At 62.1% G+C, this 18,586-nt stretch carries 13 protein-coding genes; 7 read left to right on the top strand and 6 right to left on the bottom strand.

All coding sequences use genetic code 11. The features are described 5' to 3' along the window. The first annotated feature begins 15 nt into the window (after positions 1-15). Positions 16-2,181, top strand: a complete 2,166-nt coding sequence (locus tag KIH45_RS03165; RefSeq protein ID WP_213174509.1) for a M3 family metallopeptidase — start codon at positions 16-18, stop codon at positions 2,179-2,181. A gap of 42 nt (positions 2,182-2,223) precedes the next feature. On the opposite strand, the gene KIH45_RS03160 is transcribed toward KIH45_RS03165, so the two are convergent. From KIH45_RS03160 to KIH45_RS03145, 4 genes are all read right to left on the bottom strand, one after another. Next, positions 2,224-2,682, bottom strand: a complete 459-nt coding sequence (locus tag KIH45_RS03160) for a nuclear transport factor 2 family protein (RefSeq protein WP_213174508.1) — start codon at positions 2,680-2,682, stop codon at positions 2,224-2,226. 4 nt (positions 2,683-2,686) lie between these two features. Next, positions 2,687-4,033 carry an aromatic ring-hydroxylating oxygenase subunit alpha gene (locus KIH45_RS03155; RefSeq protein WP_213174507.1) on the bottom strand — a complete coding sequence of 449 codons (1,347 nt, stop codon included), beginning with the start codon at positions 4,031-4,033 and terminating at the stop codon, positions 2,687-2,689. A gap of 114 nt (positions 4,034-4,147) precedes the next feature. Further along, entirely contained in the window at positions 4,148-5,056 is a 909-nt protein-coding gene (locus KIH45_RS03150) for a mechanosensitive ion channel family protein (RefSeq protein ID WP_225899596.1), read from the bottom strand. Then, a complete protein-coding gene (locus KIH45_RS03145) occupies positions 5,056-8,289 on the bottom strand; it encodes an SMC family protein (RefSeq protein ID WP_213174506.1) in 3,234 nt (1,077 codons plus the stop codon). Before KIH45_RS03145 ends, KIH45_RS03150 begins: the two co-directional genes overlap by 1 nt. A 293-nt stretch (positions 8,290-8,582) precedes the next feature. Between KIH45_RS03145 and KIH45_RS03140 the strand changes: the two genes are divergently transcribed. The 3 genes from KIH45_RS03140 to KIH45_RS03130 all read left to right on the top strand — a co-directional run bounded on the left by KIH45_RS03140 (position 8,583) and on the right by KIH45_RS03130 (position 11,795). Then, the gene (locus KIH45_RS03140; protein ID WP_213174505.1) at positions 8,583-9,572 is read left to right on the top strand and encodes a L,D-transpeptidase; all 990 of its coding nucleotides are present in this window, start codon (positions 8,583-8,585) and stop codon (positions 9,570-9,572) included. Positions 9,573-9,671: 99 nt separating this feature from the next. Then, positions 9,672-9,809, top strand: coding sequence for a hypothetical protein (locus tag KIH45_RS03135; protein ID WP_213174504.1), 138 nt, complete (start codon positions 9,672-9,674; stop codon positions 9,807-9,809). 210 nt (positions 9,810-10,019) lie between these two features. Next, positions 10,020-11,795, top strand: a complete 1,776-nt coding sequence (locus KIH45_RS03130; RefSeq protein WP_213174503.1) for an asparagine synthase-related protein — start codon at positions 10,020-10,022, stop codon at positions 11,793-11,795. A 34-nt stretch (positions 11,796-11,829) separates the two neighbouring features. Here the strand turns inward: KIH45_RS03130 and KIH45_RS03125 are convergent, their stop codons facing one another. After that, positions 11,830-13,149 carry a spinster family MFS transporter gene (locus tag KIH45_RS03125; protein ID WP_213174502.1) on the bottom strand — a complete coding sequence of 440 codons (1,320 nt, stop codon included), beginning with the start codon at positions 13,147-13,149 and terminating at the stop codon, positions 11,830-11,832. A 128-nt stretch (positions 13,150-13,277) separates the two neighbouring features. Here KIH45_RS03125 and KIH45_RS03120 point away from each other — a divergent pair, with 128 nt between their 5' ends. Continuing rightward, positions 13,278-13,862: a TetR/AcrR family transcriptional regulator gene (locus KIH45_RS03120; RefSeq protein WP_213174501.1), complete on the top strand. Its 585-nt coding sequence runs from the start codon at positions 13,278-13,280 to the stop codon at positions 13,860-13,862. Here KIH45_RS03120 and KIH45_RS03115 read toward each other — a convergent pair. Next, the gene (locus KIH45_RS03115) at positions 13,859-15,814 is read right to left on the bottom strand and encodes an oxidoreductase (protein WP_213174500.1); all 1,956 of its coding nucleotides are present in this window, start codon (positions 15,812-15,814) and stop codon (positions 13,859-13,861) included. The genes KIH45_RS03120 and KIH45_RS03115 overlap by 4 nt on opposite strands. 192 nt (positions 15,815-16,006) lie before the next feature. Here KIH45_RS03115 and KIH45_RS03110 point away from each other — a divergent pair, with 192 nt between their 5' ends. Continuing rightward, a complete protein-coding gene (locus tag KIH45_RS03110; protein WP_225899595.1) occupies positions 16,007-17,209 on the top strand; it encodes an aromatic ring-hydroxylating oxygenase subunit alpha in 1,203 nt (400 codons plus the stop codon). A gap of 12 nt (positions 17,210-17,221) precedes the next feature. Further along, complete coding sequence (locus KIH45_RS03105; RefSeq protein WP_213174499.1) at positions 17,222-18,568, top strand: aromatic ring-hydroxylating oxygenase subunit alpha; 1,347 nt, start codon at positions 17,222-17,224, stop codon at positions 18,566-18,568. Positions 18,569-18,586: the final 18 nt, after the last annotated feature.

Below are 18,586 nucleotides of genomic sequence, written 5' to 3'. Positions count from 1 at the left end.
TGCGGAGACTTTTCCTTGTACAAACCGGTTCTGCTGATCGGCACGGCGCTTTGCGTCGCCAGCCTAGGCGCCTGCACCACCACGACGGACACGACCATGGCCACCGCGACTGAAGCGACCGCGATCCCTGAAGGCACCGGCATCTTCGCCCAGCCCTCGGCCCTGCCCTTCCACGCCCCCGATTTCACCCGCATCGCCGACGCCGACTTCAAGCCCGCGATCGAGCAGGGCATGGCGATCCAGCGCGCCGAATGGACCGCGATTGCCAACGACCCTGCAGCGCCCACCTTCGACAACACGATCATCGCGCTCGAAAAGACCGGCCGCATGCTGGACCGCGCCCGTTCGGTCTTCTCGGTCAAGACCGGCACGGTGACGAACGACACGCTCGACGCCATCGATGCAGAACTCTCGCCCAAGCTCGCCGCCCATAGCGATGCGCTCTACCTCAACGACGCGATCTTCCAGCGTGTGCAGGCCGTCTATGACACGCGCGCCACGATGAACCTGACCGGCGAGGACAAGGCGCTGCTGGAGCGCACTTACGAGGACTTCGTCCACGCCGGTGCCAAGCTGTCGCCCGACGCCAAGGCGCAGCTTCGCGAGATCAACACGACGCTCTCCTCGCTCAGCACGAAGTTCTCGCAGACGCTGACCGAGGCCGACAAGTACCAGGCGCTCGTCGTTGCCGACCGCGCCGCGCTCGCCGGTCTCAGCGAGGCCGAAATCGCCGCTGCCGCGCAGGCCGCGCATGAACGCGGGCTCGACGGGAAGGAGATCATCACACTCCAGAACACGACGCAGCAGCCCAAGCTCGACTCTCTCACCAATCGCGACACGCGCCGCGAACTGTTCGAGAAGAGCTGGAACCGCACGTCCGACGGCAGCGCCACCGACACGCGCGGGATCATCAGGCAGCTTGCCACCCTGCGCGCGCAGAAGGCCGCGCTGTTCGGTGAGCCGGACTTTGCCAGCTACCAGATGTACGACCGTATGGCCGGCGATCCGCAGACCGCGATCGAGTTCATGAAGGGCCTTGCCGGTCCGACCGCCAAGGCACAGCTGCGCGAGGCCGCCGCGATCAACGAAGAGATCGCTGCCGAGGGCAAGAACTTCTCTGTCGAACCCTATGACTGGGACTTCTACGCCCAGAAGGTCCGCGCCAAGAAGTTCGATCTCGATGCAGGGCAGATCAAGCCTTACTTTCAGGTCGACCGCGTGCTGGAAGACGGCGTGTTCTATGCCGCCAACAAGCTCTACGGCCTGACCTTCAAGAAGCGCGCCGATATCCCGACCTGGCACTCGACCGTCTCGGTCTACACCGTGTTCGACGCGGACGGGTCTGAACTGGCGCTGTTCTATTTCGACCCCTTCAAGCGCGACAACAAGCGCGGCGGGGCCTGGATGTCGAGCTTCGTATCGCAGTCGCATCTCTATGGTGAAAAGCCGGTCATCTATAACGTGCTCAACATCGCACCGCCTGCCGCTGGCGAACCGGCGCTGGCGACATTCGATGACGTGACGACGATGTTCCACGAATTCGGCCATGCTCTTCACGGCTTGTTCGCGGACCAGAAGTACCCTTCGCTTTCAGGAACGGCTGTCGCGCGCGACTTCGTCGAGTATCCGTCGCAGGCGAACGAGAAGTGGGCGATGGAGCCGACCGTGCTTGCCAACTACGCCAAGCACTACGAAACCGGCGCGCCGATGCCTGCCGACCTGTTGACCAAGGTCCAGGAATCGCAGACCTTCAACCAGGGTTACGCCTTGGGCGAAACGCTGGCCGCGGCCATGCTCGACATGGACTGGCACACCCTTCCCGACGGCAAGGTGCCCGAAGACGTCAACGGCTTCGAGGCTGCCGCGCTGGAAGCGAACCCGCTGCACACGGACCTCGTGCCGCCGCGCTATCGCACCAGCTACTTCCGCCACATCTGGTCGGGCGGATACTCGGCCGGCTACTACGCCTACCTGTGGACGGAGATGCTCTCGGCTGACACGGGTGAGTGGTTCGACGAACATGGCGGCATGACCCGCGCCAATGGGGACCGCTTCCGTGCCACCGTCCTGTCGCGCGGCGGCACAGTCGATTACGGTGCGGCTTTCCGCGCCATGACCGGCAAGGACCCCGAAGTCGAACCGATGCTGCGTCAGCGCGGCCTGCTCGACGAGACCGACTGATCAGGCAGGGCGGTCAGGCGATTGTCCGGACCGCCCTTCCCTTCAGTAATCCATGCGGGCCGATCCGGGCTCACGCGGAGTGGCAAGCGGGTTGTCGAACAGCGCCCGCTCCGCCAGCGCTGTATCAAAGAAGGCATGCATCTCGATGATCCTGCCGTCCTTGAACCGGAAAATCTCGCAGTAGGTCTGGTCGTAAAGGTCACCGGCCTTGGTCGGGCCGCCTCCCTCCATGATCGCGACGACACGCTCGTCGTCCGCGCACATGACCTTCCAGCGCCGCGCAAAGGCGATCCCTTCGGGCACCAGCGCACCGTGGACCTTTTCGGCAATAAGGTCGTCGGTGACCATCGCCTTGCCGTCGAGCCTGCCCGATGCCGGTGTCGTGCCAAGCATATGGACCACGATATCGTCGTGATACATCGCCTCCGCCTCGGCCCATTCGCCATCGTGCATGTGCTGAAAATAGCGGTTCAGCAGGTCGATGTTTTCCTTTCGCGACATAGATTTAAACCCTTACCTTACCGCCACTCGTAGGCTCTTCTTCGACCGGATTGTCAGCCATAAGTTCTGCCAGCGACGCGCCGTTGATCAGCGCGTCGACATTGCGATGGAAATGCTCCAGCCGGCGCTCGTCACTGCTCAGGATCGGGGCGGCGAAACCCTTCGAATGCATGCCTTTCTGGACGTGCTCGACAAGGTCGACGTCCTGCCCCAGCACTTGGTTGACGACAGGGTGCGACCGCACGCCCCATTCCAGCACCTCGCCCACTTCCTGTTCACCGCCGCGCACGACCTTGTGCTCGTAAGGGGCGACTTTCTCGCCCTCCTGCAAGGGCGCGCACATGATGAAGTCGAAGTACATCTTCTCCGGATCGCCGCTGGGATGCGGGCGATAGCGCATGGCGACGTAGAACTCGGGGAAGAGATTGAAGTGCAGGCTGGGGAACAGCATGAAGTGATAGGCATCGCTCAACTGCCCGTCGCTGAGGCTGGCGTAAGGAAAGACGCTGCCGTCCTGCTGGCTTCGCTTGGCCTCCTGCACCGCGCGGCGCACATCGGTTGCCTTGCCGGGGAAAGTCGCCGGATCGATACCGCTGGCTTCGAGCAGAGCCTCTAGCGCGGGGTTCAGCTTGTCCTGCTCGGGGAACAGGGCGCTGGGGCTGCCGTACTCGTTGTACATGAAGCTGTGGATGCCCTGCAGCGCGATGGGGGCATCCTCGTTGCCCCAGGCGAGGATTTCGGGATGCAGCGACTGGAAGTGGTAGCTTTCGTTGAACGCGTCGAACGTCGTCTTCCAGTTGCAGCCGAATTCGAACGTCTTGTAATCGACGATCGTCGCTCGCTCCATCCGGTAGCCTTCGAGCCGCTCTGCAAGGGGGCCGAGAAACTCGCGCAGGGGCATCGCGTCATCGTCTAGGGTGAACCAGATCCAGCCCGCAAAACTCTCGGTCCTGAAGCCGCGCAGCGACGTGCAGGCAGCATTTTCGATCTTCGCTGAATCGAACCGTTCGCGATAGGGCACGTGGCCCAGCTTTCCGTCGAGATCGTAGACCCAGCCGTGAAAAGCGCAGGTGAAGTTTTGCGCGTAGGCCGGACCGTCAGGGCCCAGCAGCAACCGGTTTCCGCGATGGCGGCACACGTTGTAGAAACCGCGAACGCTGTCATCGTCTCGGCGCACGAAAAGCAGGCTTTCCGGCCCCAGCGAATGGATGAAGACATCGCCTCCCTCGGGCAGGTCTTCCTCACGCGGGCCCATGTGCCATGTGCGCGTCCAGACCGCGTCCCATTCGGCCTGCGCCCGCTCCCGCGACCAATACCATGCAGGGTCGATCCTGAAGCTGTCGGCACCCATCCTGATTACTCTCCCGCCTTTTCGCTTTGAGCGTAAGGCTAGGCAGGAAATTGACCGGACTGAATTCCCCTAAGTGCTAGGCGCAGGGCATTCCCAAATCCAGGCTCCAGCCCTTTACGCCGATTGGCGGGATACGCCGAACGAACCTGCAGGCGTGGCAATGCCCTCGTTCTGGAAAGCCCGAAGCGCCCGCAAGTTAACATCGGATTCAAACGCCTTTTCGAACCGGGTATCGAGAACATAGGCCTTCACCCGCAATCTGACGCCCACGAGATGATCCGTCACCCACTGGTTGATCAGGATGACCACTGGCTTCGAAAGAAACACGAACCGGCTGGACAGCACTGCTTCGTTCAGGATGTCCCTCGCCCGCTCGATGTCCTGATCCGCCGCGATATGGAAATCCATGACGACCTGCATATCGAGCGCGCCGTAGTTGCCCGACGAAGTCACATCGCTCAAAAACTTGCTGTTCGGGATCGTCACGGTGTTGTCGTCCAGCGTCTGCATGCGCACCGAACGCAGACCGATCGCCGTGATGTCGCCGTACTCTCCGCCGAACATGACCCTGTCGCCCACCTGAAAGGGCCGGTCGAGCATTACGATGACGCCCGCGATGAACGAGGCGACGAGGTCCTTCATCGCAAAGCCGACCGCGACCGCCACGGTGCCGCCGATGACAGCTAGGGTGGTCTCGTCAAAGCGGAAGGACAGAAGCAGCACGATGGCCGTCGTTGCCACGTAGACGACGAATTGGCCGATCGTCGAAATCTTGTGAAGGGTCAGGCGTCGCGATGAAAATTCGGTGCCGAACGCCGCGACAAAGCGGCCGAGCAGGCGAAGCAGCGCCCAGGCGCCCGCAATTACGAAGATCGAGGTAATGACACCGCCCCAGCGGACAATATCGGCAAGCCTGCTGATCGTATTGACGTCGATATCGCCCTGCGCAAACGCCGGGCGGGCCATCAGCGCGCAAGCCAACCACAAGGCGGCGAACCTTAGGATGCGTGCATTTGCGAACATCACGACTTCTCCCGCACGATCAGGTTCTGGCGCGCCAGCAGCCTGACCGCTTCCATCCACCAGTGCAGTGCAATCTGGTACTTGCCATCATGGCAGACGACAGTCCCGATCCGCTCAAGCCGGCGCAAGGCATCGGTCACCTGCATCGCGGAAAGATCGGTGCTGGCCCGGATCATGTCGGCATTGGCAAAGTCCATCTGCAACAAGGCGCGAAGGACGAACAACGCAGGCATCGGCAGCGCGGCCAGCTTCTCCACCGGAGGTGTATCGAAAGTCCGCACCGTGATCGTGCCGCTGCGCCCGTCGACGAAAAGCGATTGTTGCCAATAATCCAGTGCGATCGCCGGATTGCCCGAAACATACTCGGTAAGCCGCTCGAAATAACCGCGCTTCCTGCGTTCCAGCGGCGACACTTCCTCGCCGAATTCGAAAACGCCATCATCGACCATGTCCGAGAAGTCGGGATCGATACCAGCCTGTTCGGTGCGTCGTTCAATCAGAGCCCTGATTTCGCCAGCAGTCCAGTGTGGTAGCGATATCATGGCATCGAACAGGATCCGGTCACTGCGGGCCCGCTGCAAGAAGCGCCACGACGCGTCGGAGACCGTGAATATCCAGCGATAATTGGGCCCGCTTTCGCGCGCCATCGTGATGAGCCGATCAAGTGCGCCGAGCCCGCCGATGGCCGGCACGATCAGCCGCTGGATATCGTCCAGAACGACGAGCACGTCGCGGTCCGCGTTGCCTTCGCCTGCCATCACCTTTTCGCTGATTTCGGCAAGATAGTCCGGCCCCGGACACCCCGGAACTTCCAGCGCGACCACTTCGCAATTATCGCCAATCTTCTCGGTCACGTCGTGGAGGATCGAGGACTTGCCCAAACCACGCTCCCCGACGATCAGGGTCAGCGAACCGCGCGGAATGTCCGGCACCGGCGAATAACCGGGCCTGCTATCGTCTAGCCGCAATGTCGCGGGAAGCCGGTGAGGATCGAAATAGGCCCGCACCTCTGCGGGAATACGATGGAACCGCCCGCTGGCCTTGTCTTCGGCCACCTGTTTTTCGGCAACGAGCCGCGCGCGTTGATCGAGCATTTCGCGCACCAGGGCCACGTCGCGAATGCGCCGCGCCATGATCGCGCGCAGCCCTTTCAGCAGCAGCACGACACCCACAAGAATCCGCGCCACGTTGCCGCCAATCCCGCCCGGATCGTTGCCGACCCAGCGCAGCAGAGCGCTGTCCCCGGCCTCGGCCTTGGCAAGGGTGACGATCCGCGCACGCCACCAGTGGGCGAGCAGCATCGCCACCACGGGCACGAGAATCCATGCGCTAGTCTGAACCCAACTGTAGATCGCGCCGCGCCCGACGCTTGCCCGCGTCAGGTTGAGCAGCAAGCCGATTACCAGCAGGCTTCCGGCCAAAAGCTTCAGCGATTTCCAGCGCAAGGCCGCACGCGGGTCCTCCTTGCCACGCCCCTTGGCCAGTTCGTTGACCAGCCGAATCAGCGTGAATGTCGCGAGTGACCAGAACAGGATGATCCAGATGAAGTCGCTTCCGGTCAGCGCCAGTTCTTCGGGCAGAAGCCACCACAGCAATGCGACCAGCACGAGCCAGTCGAGCGGTTTGCGGATGCCGCGCCATATCCGCAAAGCCGCCGTCTGGACCGACCGTGCCATGGTACGCGGACGCTGGTTCGCCGCCTCACGTTGGGCACGAAGCAGGATGGCGTCCCCTCGCCTGCGCCACCATGCAAATGCCAGAATCAGGACCAGTATTCTCAGCATGGAGAGCACGAAGCCGGGACTGGGCCGTGCCACCCGGTTTGACAGGTCAGTCAAAGTGCGCTGCCACGACTGCAGGTTGAAGCGGACTTCCAGCACGATCTCGGCGATCTCACGCCTTACCTGCGCCACCCCTTCAGACCCGAAACCGGTTACGCGCGACCGCTTGCCCGGACTTATCGACGCCAACATGGCGAGCCGCGCGTCGTTCAACAGGGCCATCGCATTACGCAGCGCTGCACGTTCTTCCCACAACTGGTTGGCGTAGGCCGCACGCAGGGCATCTGCCTCTCTCCCCAGGGCCCGGGCCTGCGTGGTCAAGGCCTGCGTTTCCGGAGCACCGGGCTGAAGCGCATTATCGAGTGCAGGTGGCTGGAGTGCGCGCACGCCCGGATCGACCGGCCGGTTCAGCGCCTCTCGCAAACGGCGGCGCACGAGGGACAGTTCGTCGACGAGATCATCGTACAAATCGTCAGTTTCGTCTGCGGGGCGATCTGCCGAGGCCATGATTCTGCGCCGCCAACTCAGTGCTTCCTCGGTGATCCGGTCCGGCTCCGTCGCTCTCTGCGCCAGATCGGCGCGGAACTGTGCCTGGGCCTTTTTGACCTGCAACAGCCGCGCGCGTTCGCTCGCGATGATCCGCTCATGCTCGCTGGCAGCATCCAATGCAGCCTGCTCTGCCGAGTTGAGTTGCATGCGCGCTTCGTCGAGTTTCGCCTCGGCAATCGCGATCCTGTCAGCCGCCTCGGAATCCAGTCCTGCGGCAGAGGTAAGACGGAACAGTTCGTCGGCGGGCAGGCTGACAATCTTCCGCTTGGCCAGCAGAACCTGCGCTCGCAGCCAGGCAATCCGCTGCTCAACCGGTGCGTCTACCGCTGGCTCCGGTCCGGGCTGCGGCGTAGCCGTGGACAGGATGGAATTGTCGGCCTGCAAGTTTGCGACCGCCGCGGGATTGGCTGTCAGAAAAGCAGGATTGGCTGGCTTTCCATCAAGAAAATCGCGAAGAGCAGCCAGTTCCTGCGAGAACCGGGCAACGCGATCGGCCTGCGATTGCCGTTCGTTCTGTTCCTTCCGGTATTCCTGGTGCTGGGCGGCATGATCCTTGAGCAGCCGCTCACGCCGATCTTGCGGCAGGCGAAGGAACGTAGCCTCGGCAAGAGCCAGCTGTGCCTGTTCCGGCGAAATGCTTTCGAGAATTGCCGGGTCATCGGAAGCACGATCGAACAGGTCATCATTGCGGATAAGGCGCGACACCACCCGCAGCCGCAGCCCGTCCTTCCCCGTTAGCGAGAATTGCAGCAGTTCCACGGCAGAAACAGCTGGGTCTAATTCGCCTTCGATCAAATCGCGGATCTGCGCTTCGCGAACCTGCGCGGGGTTGGCATCGGAAGCGCTGGCCTCTGGAGAGGCGGCAGGCTGCGCCAAAACCGACGACGGCACCGACTGCAGCAACAAAAATGCAGCGATCAGACACCATACGGATGGGAATGATTGACGGATTTTCTTCATCCAGATCGACAAGACGACGCTGCCGTGAACCTTTAATCCGGCGGAAGGCTTTGTCAAAGCTGGCCGATCGATGAGCGAGACTGTCACCTACCGCATGCTATCGCCTTCGCTGGCTTCGAGAAGAAAGCCCTTACGGCCTCGGCTCAGGTATGCGATCAAATCAAAAGGTGATTTTCAGGGATAGGCCGAAGACATCCGCCCTTCCCTTACTTTGCCGAAACTCAGGGGGGTATTTCATGCGCAGATTGATTTCGTGTCTGTTGGCAACCTCGGTGGCGCTTTCCGCGGTGCCTGCGCTGGCACAGGGCGCCAAGGTGTCATCGGCCCTCGAACTGGCAGAAGCTGCCAATAGCCTGAAGCCGGGCGACTGGGTCTGGGCCCCCGAGATTGCGCCTGCGGGCCCTGTAACGGTGCTTGTCGACCTGACAGCGCAACTTGCGTTCATCTACCGCAACGGCATCAATATCGGCGTGTCGACGGTCTCCACGGGTAAGCCCGGGCACGAGACACCGACGGGTGTGTTCCAGATCCTGCAGAAGGACGCCAACCACCACTCCAGCACGTACAACAACGCCCCGATGTATTTTCAGGAGCGGCTTACTTGGGACGGTGTGGCCCTGCACGCTGGCGGCCTGCCCGGTTACCCTGAGAGCCACGGCTGCGTGCATTTGCCATACACCTTTGCCAAGGAACTGTTCCAGATCACGTCCATGGGCGGCACGGTCGTAGTTACAGGGCGTGCGGGTGCACCCGTTCGCACTCTCGCGGGAGGCGTTCTTGCGCCGGTCGACGAACTTGGCGGTCAGGTGGTTCACAGACCGCTTACCGATAGCGAAAACTGGGATTGGGACCGTAGCGTGCCTGACGAGGGACCGCTCTCGATCATCATTTCGACGAGTGATCAGCGGATCGTCGTCCTTCGCAACGGACAGGAAGTCGGCCGCGCCCGCGCCCAGATCGACGACCATCTCGGTACTCACGTCGCGACGCTGCACACCGGCAAGGACGGGAAGCCACACTGGGTCCTTATCGGCGTGCCGGGCCATGAGGGTGAAGCCAATCACGCTCTCGATGCGATGGCCCTGCACAAGTTGCGCCTTCCGTCAGGTTTTCATCAGCTTCTGAAAGAACGCGTCGTCGAAGGGACGACGGTTCTGGTTACCTCGGCCAGCGTCGGCGCGCACAACAGCGGGCCGAAGATGACCCTGCTGGCCGCGAACGACTAACGGAGCATTTTAGAGGCGCGGTGCAACCGCTCCGAATCATGATTGATCAATCGACTTCTCAGGGTGTATTTTGGCGCTGCAAAAAGGAGCCACCGGAACATGGACGAAACGGTCTCAAAATCAGTCAACTCTCGCGAATGGTCGCGCCCCGAGTTGAAAGTCGTGGGTACGCTAAAGGACGTCGGCGCCATCGTTCGCCAGCCAGGGTTCGACACCAAGAACAACCACGGTTCCTGACAGCGTTCTACCCATTGATGAGGCGAAGCGTGAAGTTTGCGCATCGGGCGTCTATTTGAACGCCACTCTTCGCAAGTGATCGCGCTTCATCTTCGCTGGGATGCCAGCGCCCCGCCACCGCGTGACCGTTTCACTCAGGCGCTTACGCTAGCACGAGGGGCAAATGCCCGCTCGGATGCAATTGGCAATGCTGTTTTCGCATCGTCAAGATTGGACGGGCAGCCACCAGCCCACCCCGTTTCACTGCCCGACGGCAGTATCCTGTTATTCAACGGACATCTCGATGATCGTGCGGCATTGGCGCGGTCACTCGGCATTTCGCCGACGACCGATGCCGCCCTCTACGCTGCGGCATTTATCCGGCACGGGGAGGAAGTCGATGTCCGGATTTGCGGTCAGTATGCAGCGATCATCGTCGCCTCCTCAGGCCAGTCAATTCGCCTCTCACGCAGCCCGCTGCGCGCGCCGCCGCTTCACTTCTGGCGTAGCCACGACGAACTGATCGTCGGCTCGGCCCCTCACCTGCTGTTCGCGACGGGAAGGGTCTTACGCGAGATCGACGAGCAGAAGATCGCCGACAGCCTTGCCCTGAACTACAACGAAGAGGAGCGTAGCTGGTTCGAAGGCATCCGGCGCTTACCGATCGGGACGATAAAACACCTGTCCCGCGATGACGAACGCACCCGCCATTTTCATGATCTCGCGCTTCTCTCACCGACCAGATTGAAGTCGACAGAGGACTATGTCGAACAAGGGCGTGCACTACTTCAGGATGCGGTCCGTTCGTCCCTCGATGGTTTCGAAAAACCCGCGGTCAGCTTGTCGGGCGGCCTGGATTCACAGGCCGTCGCTGCCTTCACCGCACAGGCCCTGCCTGAAGAAGCGCGACTGAAGGCCTATACAAGCGTTCCCAACGGTCCCGCAACACCCGCGCGTGCCGGTGAGTTCTTCACCAACGAACTGCCATATGCGCAGGAACTCGGCCGGATATATGGCAATCTCGATGTCGAAGGGGTGACGACCGAAGGCCGCTGGTTCACTCACCAGCTTGAACAGGTTTTCGAATTTGGCGGTATCGTACCGCGTAACGCCGCCAACCTTCATTGGATACACGACATCGCGGAACGCGCCCGAAATGAAGGGCATGACGTTCTTTTTACCGGCAGTTCGGGCAACCTGAGCTTCAGCCTTGACGGCAATTGGGCCTTTGAAGAGTGGTTTCGCCGCGTCCAATGGCGCCGACTTCTGCGTGAGACGCGGCTTGCAAAGGCGTCGGACCAGTCGGTCTTGCGAGCTCTATACGCCCGGCTATTTGCGCCCCGATTACCGCAACCTGTCTGGCTAGTGCTCCAGAAGCTTGCCGGCCGCGAACATGCCAGCCCGTTTGAGACGTGGTCCCCCATCAATCCGGATTGGGCCAAGAGATGGAACGTGGCAGATCGATCTGACGCCATGGGACACGACATGTTGTTTCGCTTCGAACCGCGCGCAGCCGCCTATCGGCGTGACTTCGGTGGTGGTGAAGCAGGCGACATCGATCAGGCGTTCCTGCAGATACATGGTATTCAGGAACGTGATCCGCTGGCGTATCGGCCGTTAGTCGAATTCTGCCATTCGATCCCGGTAGAGCAGTTCATTGCCGACGGTGAAACGAGACTGCTTGCCCGCCGCATGCTGGAAGGCAAAGTGCCAGAGAAGGTGAGAACCGAGAAACGTCGCGGCGTCCAGACAAGCGACTGGCGCGAACGCCTGGCGCAAGAGCGGGCTGCGCTTTCGCAGGAGCTTTCAAGCCTTCAGCGCGACGAGGCCATCACCAGCCGGATCAACATCAAGGACCTCAAGGCCACGCTCGATAACTGGGTCGAAGACGCGCCTGCCGATCCCGTGATCGAGAGCAGGCTTTGCCTGGCCCTGCCAAGAGCCATTGCAACCGCGCGCTTCATCCAGTGGGCTGAGCGCACCCCCAGTTTCGATACTCGCGCGTGAATTCTTCGCCCACCTTCGGCATGGATCTAAACGTTCAACCTTCCGCCACGAGCCTGATATAGGCGCGACGTGCGTTGCGCAGGAGGATGAGCGAAACCAGCGCCGATCCTGCGCAAGTGATCGCCAAAGACTGGTCGACGCGCGCTTCGTCTCCGATCACGAGGTCCGTAATCAGCGCCACGATCGTCGGCGCGGCTCCCAGTCCGATAACCGACACGATGAACACGTAGATAGCGCTCGCCATGCCGCGCATGCGGTTGGGAGTGACGATCTGCAATGCTCCCGATGCAGCAGCCATAGGCAGCGAATAGGCAAAACTGGCAAGGCCTCCGAAGATCAGGCCCGCCTCGTATGAACCTGCCAATGCCAGGCCGATGGAGAGCAGGAAAATCGCACTCGCCCCGAGGAGCGGGACGATCATCAGGCTTCCCTGAAGACCCTTTCTCTCCATGATCCTGCCGAGGGTGGGTCCGGCCAGAACGCCCAGCGACCCGCCAATCAGCACCAGCGTGCCGTAGTGCAGGCCAACCGAGGCCGCCTCTGCCCCGAACTTGCGCATCAGAACGGCGGGCATCCACGCCGGAAAGGCATAGAGCGCGATGACGATCCCGCTCATCCCAGCGTAGAAATTGAAATAGAATTTCCCGCGTGCAGAAAATCCGCGCCAGACCTCGGCCAAGGGCATGGCGGCTTCTGCCGCGCCTCCGGCGTCCGTGCTGCGAGCAGGTTCGGGCACAAGGAAAAGGATCGCGCAGATCAGAATACCGGGCACGGCTGCGGCTATGAACACGACTTGCCATGCTTCCAGCGAGCCGAACCTGTTCGTTTCCGCAAATTCCAGCAGCAACCCGCCAAAAATCAGGGCGAGACCGCCCCCGATGTAAGGCCCCATCAGGAGGATCGACATCGCCCTCGGCAAAAGATGCGGCGGAAAGCGATCGGCAATCATCGACCATGCTGCTGGCGTCAGGCTGGCCTCTGCCGCACCGACCCCAACGCGCGCGCCAAACATCTGCCAGTAGTTGCGCGCAAGCCCGCACAGGGCGGTGAAGATGCTCCATACGGCAACACCGCCAAGCACGATGTTCCGGCGGTTCGAGGTATCGGCCATGCGCCCGAAAATAGGGCTGAAGACGATATAGGCCGACGTGAAGGCCAGACCCTGCAAGAGGCTCAATCTCGTATCCGAAAGGTCGAATTCCGCCTTCAATGGCTCGACAAGCAGGTTCAGCACCTGCCGGTCGATGAAGCTGACGGTATAAGCAAGCGTCAGGACCACGACCATGGCCCATGCACCCCATCCCGCCCCTTCCTGACGCGGCGCGGGCGCCCCGATTGGCTTTTTCGTCGTCATGCCTGCTCCCTCGTATTTATTTGTATGCGCGCCTTTTCGGCGTCGTTTGTGGCGCACCCTACTTCCTCGGGCGCGAAATTGCTCCTAGTCTTGCAAAACCGATCAAGGTTGCAGGAATTCGGGGGCAAATGCCGGTTGAAGTCGATCCCATCGAGCGAATGCGCGAAGTTACCGAGGCCGCGCACGCGCTGATCTGCGAAGGCGGGCTCGACGCGGTGACGGTCCGGGCGCTTGCGGCAAGGCTCGATTGCAGCACGACGGCGGTGACCCACTATTTCAAGAACAAGGCCGAGATCCTGCTGGCGACCTATCGCCACTCCGTCGCGCGCGTCCGGCGCAGGCGCGAGGAGAATGCGAGTGGCGGATTTGTCGGCCAGCTTGAGGCGATCCTGCCGTTGAATGCCGAACAGCGCGAAGACTGGCTGATCTACATCGCTTTCTGGTCGGAGGCGCTTTGCGATCCGGTTTTGAAAGCGGAGCAAAAGGCCCGCAACCGCGAGATCGTGGCGGCGGTGAACGCCCATCTTGCCACCGCCGACATCCTGCCCGAAGGCACGAGTGACGAGGCCCGCATGTCCGTGGCGAGAGGCATTGTCGCAGCGCTTTACGGCATCGCGGTGCAAGCGGTATTCGATCCCGAACGCTGGGATGCGGCCAGCCAGCGAGACGCGCTGAGCCGGGCGCTTGCGACCCATATTCCCGACCATAGCTAGACTTTGCGCGCGACGCGGTCGCCCTCGCGAATGGCTTCGAGCGCCGATCGCGGCGAGATGACGTCGCCGGCAAGGTAGGTCGGGGCAAGGCTCTCGCAAAGCGCGCGCAGATCGTCGCTCGCCCGCGGCGGCGCGCCCGATACGATGAAGTCGAACTCCTCCTCGCTCTCATGTCCCGAAACCGTATGGCGCAAGGTGGCGACGCCGTCTGCAACCTTGGCCAGTTTTGTCAGCGGCAGCAGAGTCGTGCCCTTGCGCAGCAAGCGGGCGAGAAGGTCGTTCATGTGAGTGAAGCCGAGGTTCGGGCCAAAAACCTGGAAGGGCGTGACGACGGTGACGGTAACGCCGCGTTCGACCATCGATTCCAGCACCAGCGCGGATTCGTAATTGCCGCGAAGGTCGATCATCAGCGCGCGGGTTCCGGCCATGTCGAACTTCTGCCCCTCGAACTCTCCCTTGGCCGCCTCGTCAGAAGAGACCACGACGATCGAACCGTCGTCTTCGCACGAAAGCGCGCTTTGCGGCGTGCTTCCGGTTGCGAGCACGATCGCTTCGGGGGCGAGCGCGCGCAGGTAAGCCTCGTCCACCGTGGTCTGAAGCTGCACTCGGACGGGAAGCTCTTCCAGTTCCTGCTCGATCCACGCGGTCGCCGAAAGCAGGTTGCTGGCCGCCCCCATTGTGCCGACCATGTTGAGCCTTCCGCCAAGGATCGAGCCTGCTTCGGCCAACGTCACGCTATGGCCGCGGCGAGCGGCGATTTCGGCGGCTTTCATGCCCGCGGGGCCGCCACCGATGACGAGCAGCTTCTTGGGCGTTGTGGGCACCGCATCCATGTCGCGCAGGCGGTTTTCCTCGCCGACCTCGGGGTTCTGGAAGCAGGTGATCGGATAGCGCGCGCGATCGATGCAGCCCTGGTTTGCGCCGGTGCAGGTCCTGATCTTCGACGCCTTGCCCTCCATCAGCTTCCTTACGAGGTCGGGGTCCGAAATCTGCGCGCGGGTCATGCCGACCATGTCGCAGTCGCCGTTCTGCAGCGCGCCTTCGGCAAGGTCGGGCGTCGGGATCTTGCCTACGCCAAGCACGGGGATGCTCGCCCCAATCGCCTCGCGCAGCTTGCGGGTCAGCGGCAGCCATTCGCCGAACTTGTGACGATAGGACCCGATCGCCAGCGCATAGTGAGAACCGCCCTGCCCTTCGGAATGGTTGAGGTAGTCGAAGGCGCCGGTCTTCACGAATTCGGCTGTGTATTCGCGGCACTTGTCGGGGCCGACCCCGCCCTTTTCCGGCGGCACGAGATCATCGGCCGAAGTGCGGAAACCCATGACCTTGTCGGGCCCGATTGTCGCCCGCACGCGGCGCGCGAGTTCGGTCGTGAAGGCCAGCGGGTCGCCCCAGCGGTCGGTGCGCTGGTTGAACATAGGCGTGAAGCTCTGCTGGATCAGGTAGCCGTGCGTGCCGTGAAGCTCGACGCCGTCCATCCCGTTCTCGACCGCGATCAGGGCGGTGCGGCAAAAGGCGTCGATGACCAGCTCGACTTCCTCATCCGTCATCGCATGGCCGATTTCGCCCTCGGTATTCACCCGTGCGGACCAGCCCCAGAGCGGGTGCAGGTCGGGCCGCACCGAAGAGATCGACTGCATGCCGTAGTGGAACAGCTGCGAGATCGCGGTCGTACCGTGTTCGTGCACGCGTGAGGACAGCTGGCGGAACTTGGCCGCGATGTCCTTTTCCTCGTAGTTGAAATGATTGAGCAGCCCGCTGCTTTCATGAACGTGCATCGCGGTCAGGATGATCATCCCCGCACCGCCACGCGCGCGTCGTTCCTGATAGGCCATGTAGCGTTCGCCGGTGGAACCGGGCTGGAAGAAATCGAGATAGGCGGCGTGAGCGGTCGAGACGACCCGGTTGCGGACGTCCTTCGATCCGAGGCGAATCGGTTCCAGCAGCTTCATCGATCTTCTCCCGCATATTTTATAAGACGCTTGTTATTCGATGAGGCGGATGGCCCCCTTCCCGACCGTTATCCACACCATCTATATAAAAATCATTCACGAATGTTTTTTGCAGGTTTCTTGACGCCGATCAAGTCGAACCGCGCATCGAGCGGCTAGGAAACCGGCGAAACGAGAAACCGGAGAGAGCCGATGGACACCGCATTCGAGATGACGCTGTATGAGGGCATGGCCGCGGAAAAGGCGCGCAAGGCACCGCCCGACGCTTTCCCGCGCCTGCCGATGATCCCGGCGGCGCGCTACACCGACCCCGATTTCCTCGCGCTGGAGAAGACCTATCTCTGGCAAAACGTGTGGCTCTATGCGCTTCACGTCGACGAACTGCCGAACCCGGGCGACTATCGCCTGTGGGACAGGACGGGTTCGCCGATCGTCATCGTGCGCGGCAAGGACAACGAGATCCGCGCCTTTTATAACAGTTGCAGCCACCGCGGCGCGCCGCTGGTCGAAAAGGCCGAGGGGGCGACGCAGGGGTTTTTCTGCCGCTATCACGGCTGGACCTACGACCTTGCCGGCAACCTCAATGCCGTGCGCGAGATGCGCGACTTCCCCGACTTCGACAAGTCGTGCCACGGGCTGAAGAAAGTGCGCTGCGAAACGTGGGGCAACTGGGTCTTCGTGAACGAGAACCCCGATGCCGAACCGCTCATGGATTTCCTCGGCGGCATCGTCGACGACTGGTCGAACCTGGGTGTCGAACACTTGCGCCACATCCAGTCGGACAGCTTCGTCATCGACTGCCAGGTCAAGGTCCTGATCGACGCCTTCCTCGAAACCTATCACCTCAAATCGATCCACCCGAACACGGTGGACCGCTTCCTCGATAGCCGGTCTTCGTTCATGAACCTGTGGGAGCGGGGCCATTCGATGATGACGACCGCGCACCGCGATCCCGACTGGCGCGATCCGGGCGCGCGCGGAATGCCCGAGATCGAAGGGGCCGAGGATATTTTCGAGCAGAACCCGTCCTACAACATCTTCCCCAACCTCGTGACGCCGCCTTCGACGACGGGCATGCCGTTCCTGACTTTCTGGCCGAAGGACGACCGTTCGATGATCGTCGACGTTCACTGGTTCGGGCCCGAAGGATCGGAAGGGCACGAGATGTGGCCGACGCGTATTTCGAACCTCGTCCGTATCCTTGAAGAGGACACCCAGTTCGCGCCGTCGATCCAGAAATCGGTCGAGGCCAAGGGGTTCGAGGGGCTCACCCTCTCTTACCAGGAGCGGCGCATCTATGCCTGGCACATGGAGCTCGACCGCCTGATGGGCGATGCCGTGCCGGACGGGCTGAAGCTCGACCGCGTGCTCGACCCGTGGATCGAGAGCCACTGAGGAGCGCGCGTCATGGTCACCACTTACCGCCAACTGCTCGACAGCGACAGCCGCACCGCGCCCGATGTCCTTCGCGACGAACATCGCCACGATTTCGGCAGCGCGCCGATCGGGGCGGAGCGTTACATCGACCAGTCTTTCTTCGACCGCGAAGCCGGGATGATGTGGTCGAAAGTCTGGCAGATGGCCTGCCGGGAAGAGGACATTCCCGAAGTCGGCGACGTCCACGTCTATGACATCATCGACCGTTCGGTCCTTGTCGTGCGCAGCGGGCCCGACACGATCGAGGCGTTCCCGAATTCCTGCCTCCACCGCGGGCGCAAGCTGATGGACGAAAGCGGGCGGGTGGAGAACATGCGCTGCGGCTTTCACGGGTGGAGCTGGAACCTCGACGGGTCGATCCGGTCGGTGCCCTGCCGCCAGGAATTCGCCGCACTGTCGGATGACGACCTGCACTTGCCGGTGATCCGCGTGGGCCGCTGGGGCGGGTTCGTCTTCGTGAACTTCGACGCCGATGCTCCGTCGCTGGAGGAATACCTTGGCGTACTGCCCGAACATTTCGAGCGCTGGGGGCTGGAGGACCGTTGGAAGGCCGCGCACGTCGCCCGTGTGATCCCGTGCAACTGGAAGGTCGCGCAGGAAGCTTTCATGGAAAGCTATCACGTCATCGCGACCCACCCGCAGATCCTGCCGTTCTTTTCCGACGTTGGCTCCGAATACGACGTCTATGGCCCGCACGTGAACCGCAACCTTGCCGCCTTCGGCGAGCCGAGCCCGCACTTGCGCGAAAGGCCGAGCGACGGGGAAGTGCTGGAAGGTATGTTCGGCCTGTGGGGGCGGGACGTGCCCGAGGGCATCGATGCCGACGCGCTGCCCCCGCGCGAAATCCTGGGCGAGACGGCGCGCAGCAGCATGGCGCGCGCCACGCGCAGCGATCTGGACGAAGCGACCGATGCCGAAATGCTCGACGCCATCGTCTACAACGTCTTTCCCAACTTTGCGCCGTGGGGCGGGTTCGTGCCGAACATCGTCTATCGCTGGCGGCCCAACGGGCGCGATGTCGACAGCTGCATCATGGAAGTGATGATCCTGAAGCCGGTAAAGGAAGGCGCGGCCAAGCCCCGCGGTGTACCGGTCCACTGGCTGGGCGAGGACGAGCCGTGGTCGAACGCGACCGAACTGCCCGCGCTGGGGCCGGTGATCGATCAGGACATGGCGAACATGCCGCACGTGCAGACCGGGCTGAAGGCATCGGGCACCGGGACGGTCCAGCTTGCGACCTACATGGAAAGCCGCATCCGACATTTCCATGAGACGCTCGACGCCTATCTCGAAGGGCGGTTGCCCGCGCGGTCCTGACTTATTGCCAAAAAAGGA

Source organism: Croceicoccus gelatinilyticus (assembly GCF_018398395.1).
In the GTDB taxonomy this organism is placed as follows: domain Bacteria; phylum Pseudomonadota; class Alphaproteobacteria; order Sphingomonadales; family Sphingomonadaceae; genus Croceicoccus; species Croceicoccus gelatinilyticus.
This window is presented reverse-complemented; position numbering and strand designations above follow the sequence as displayed.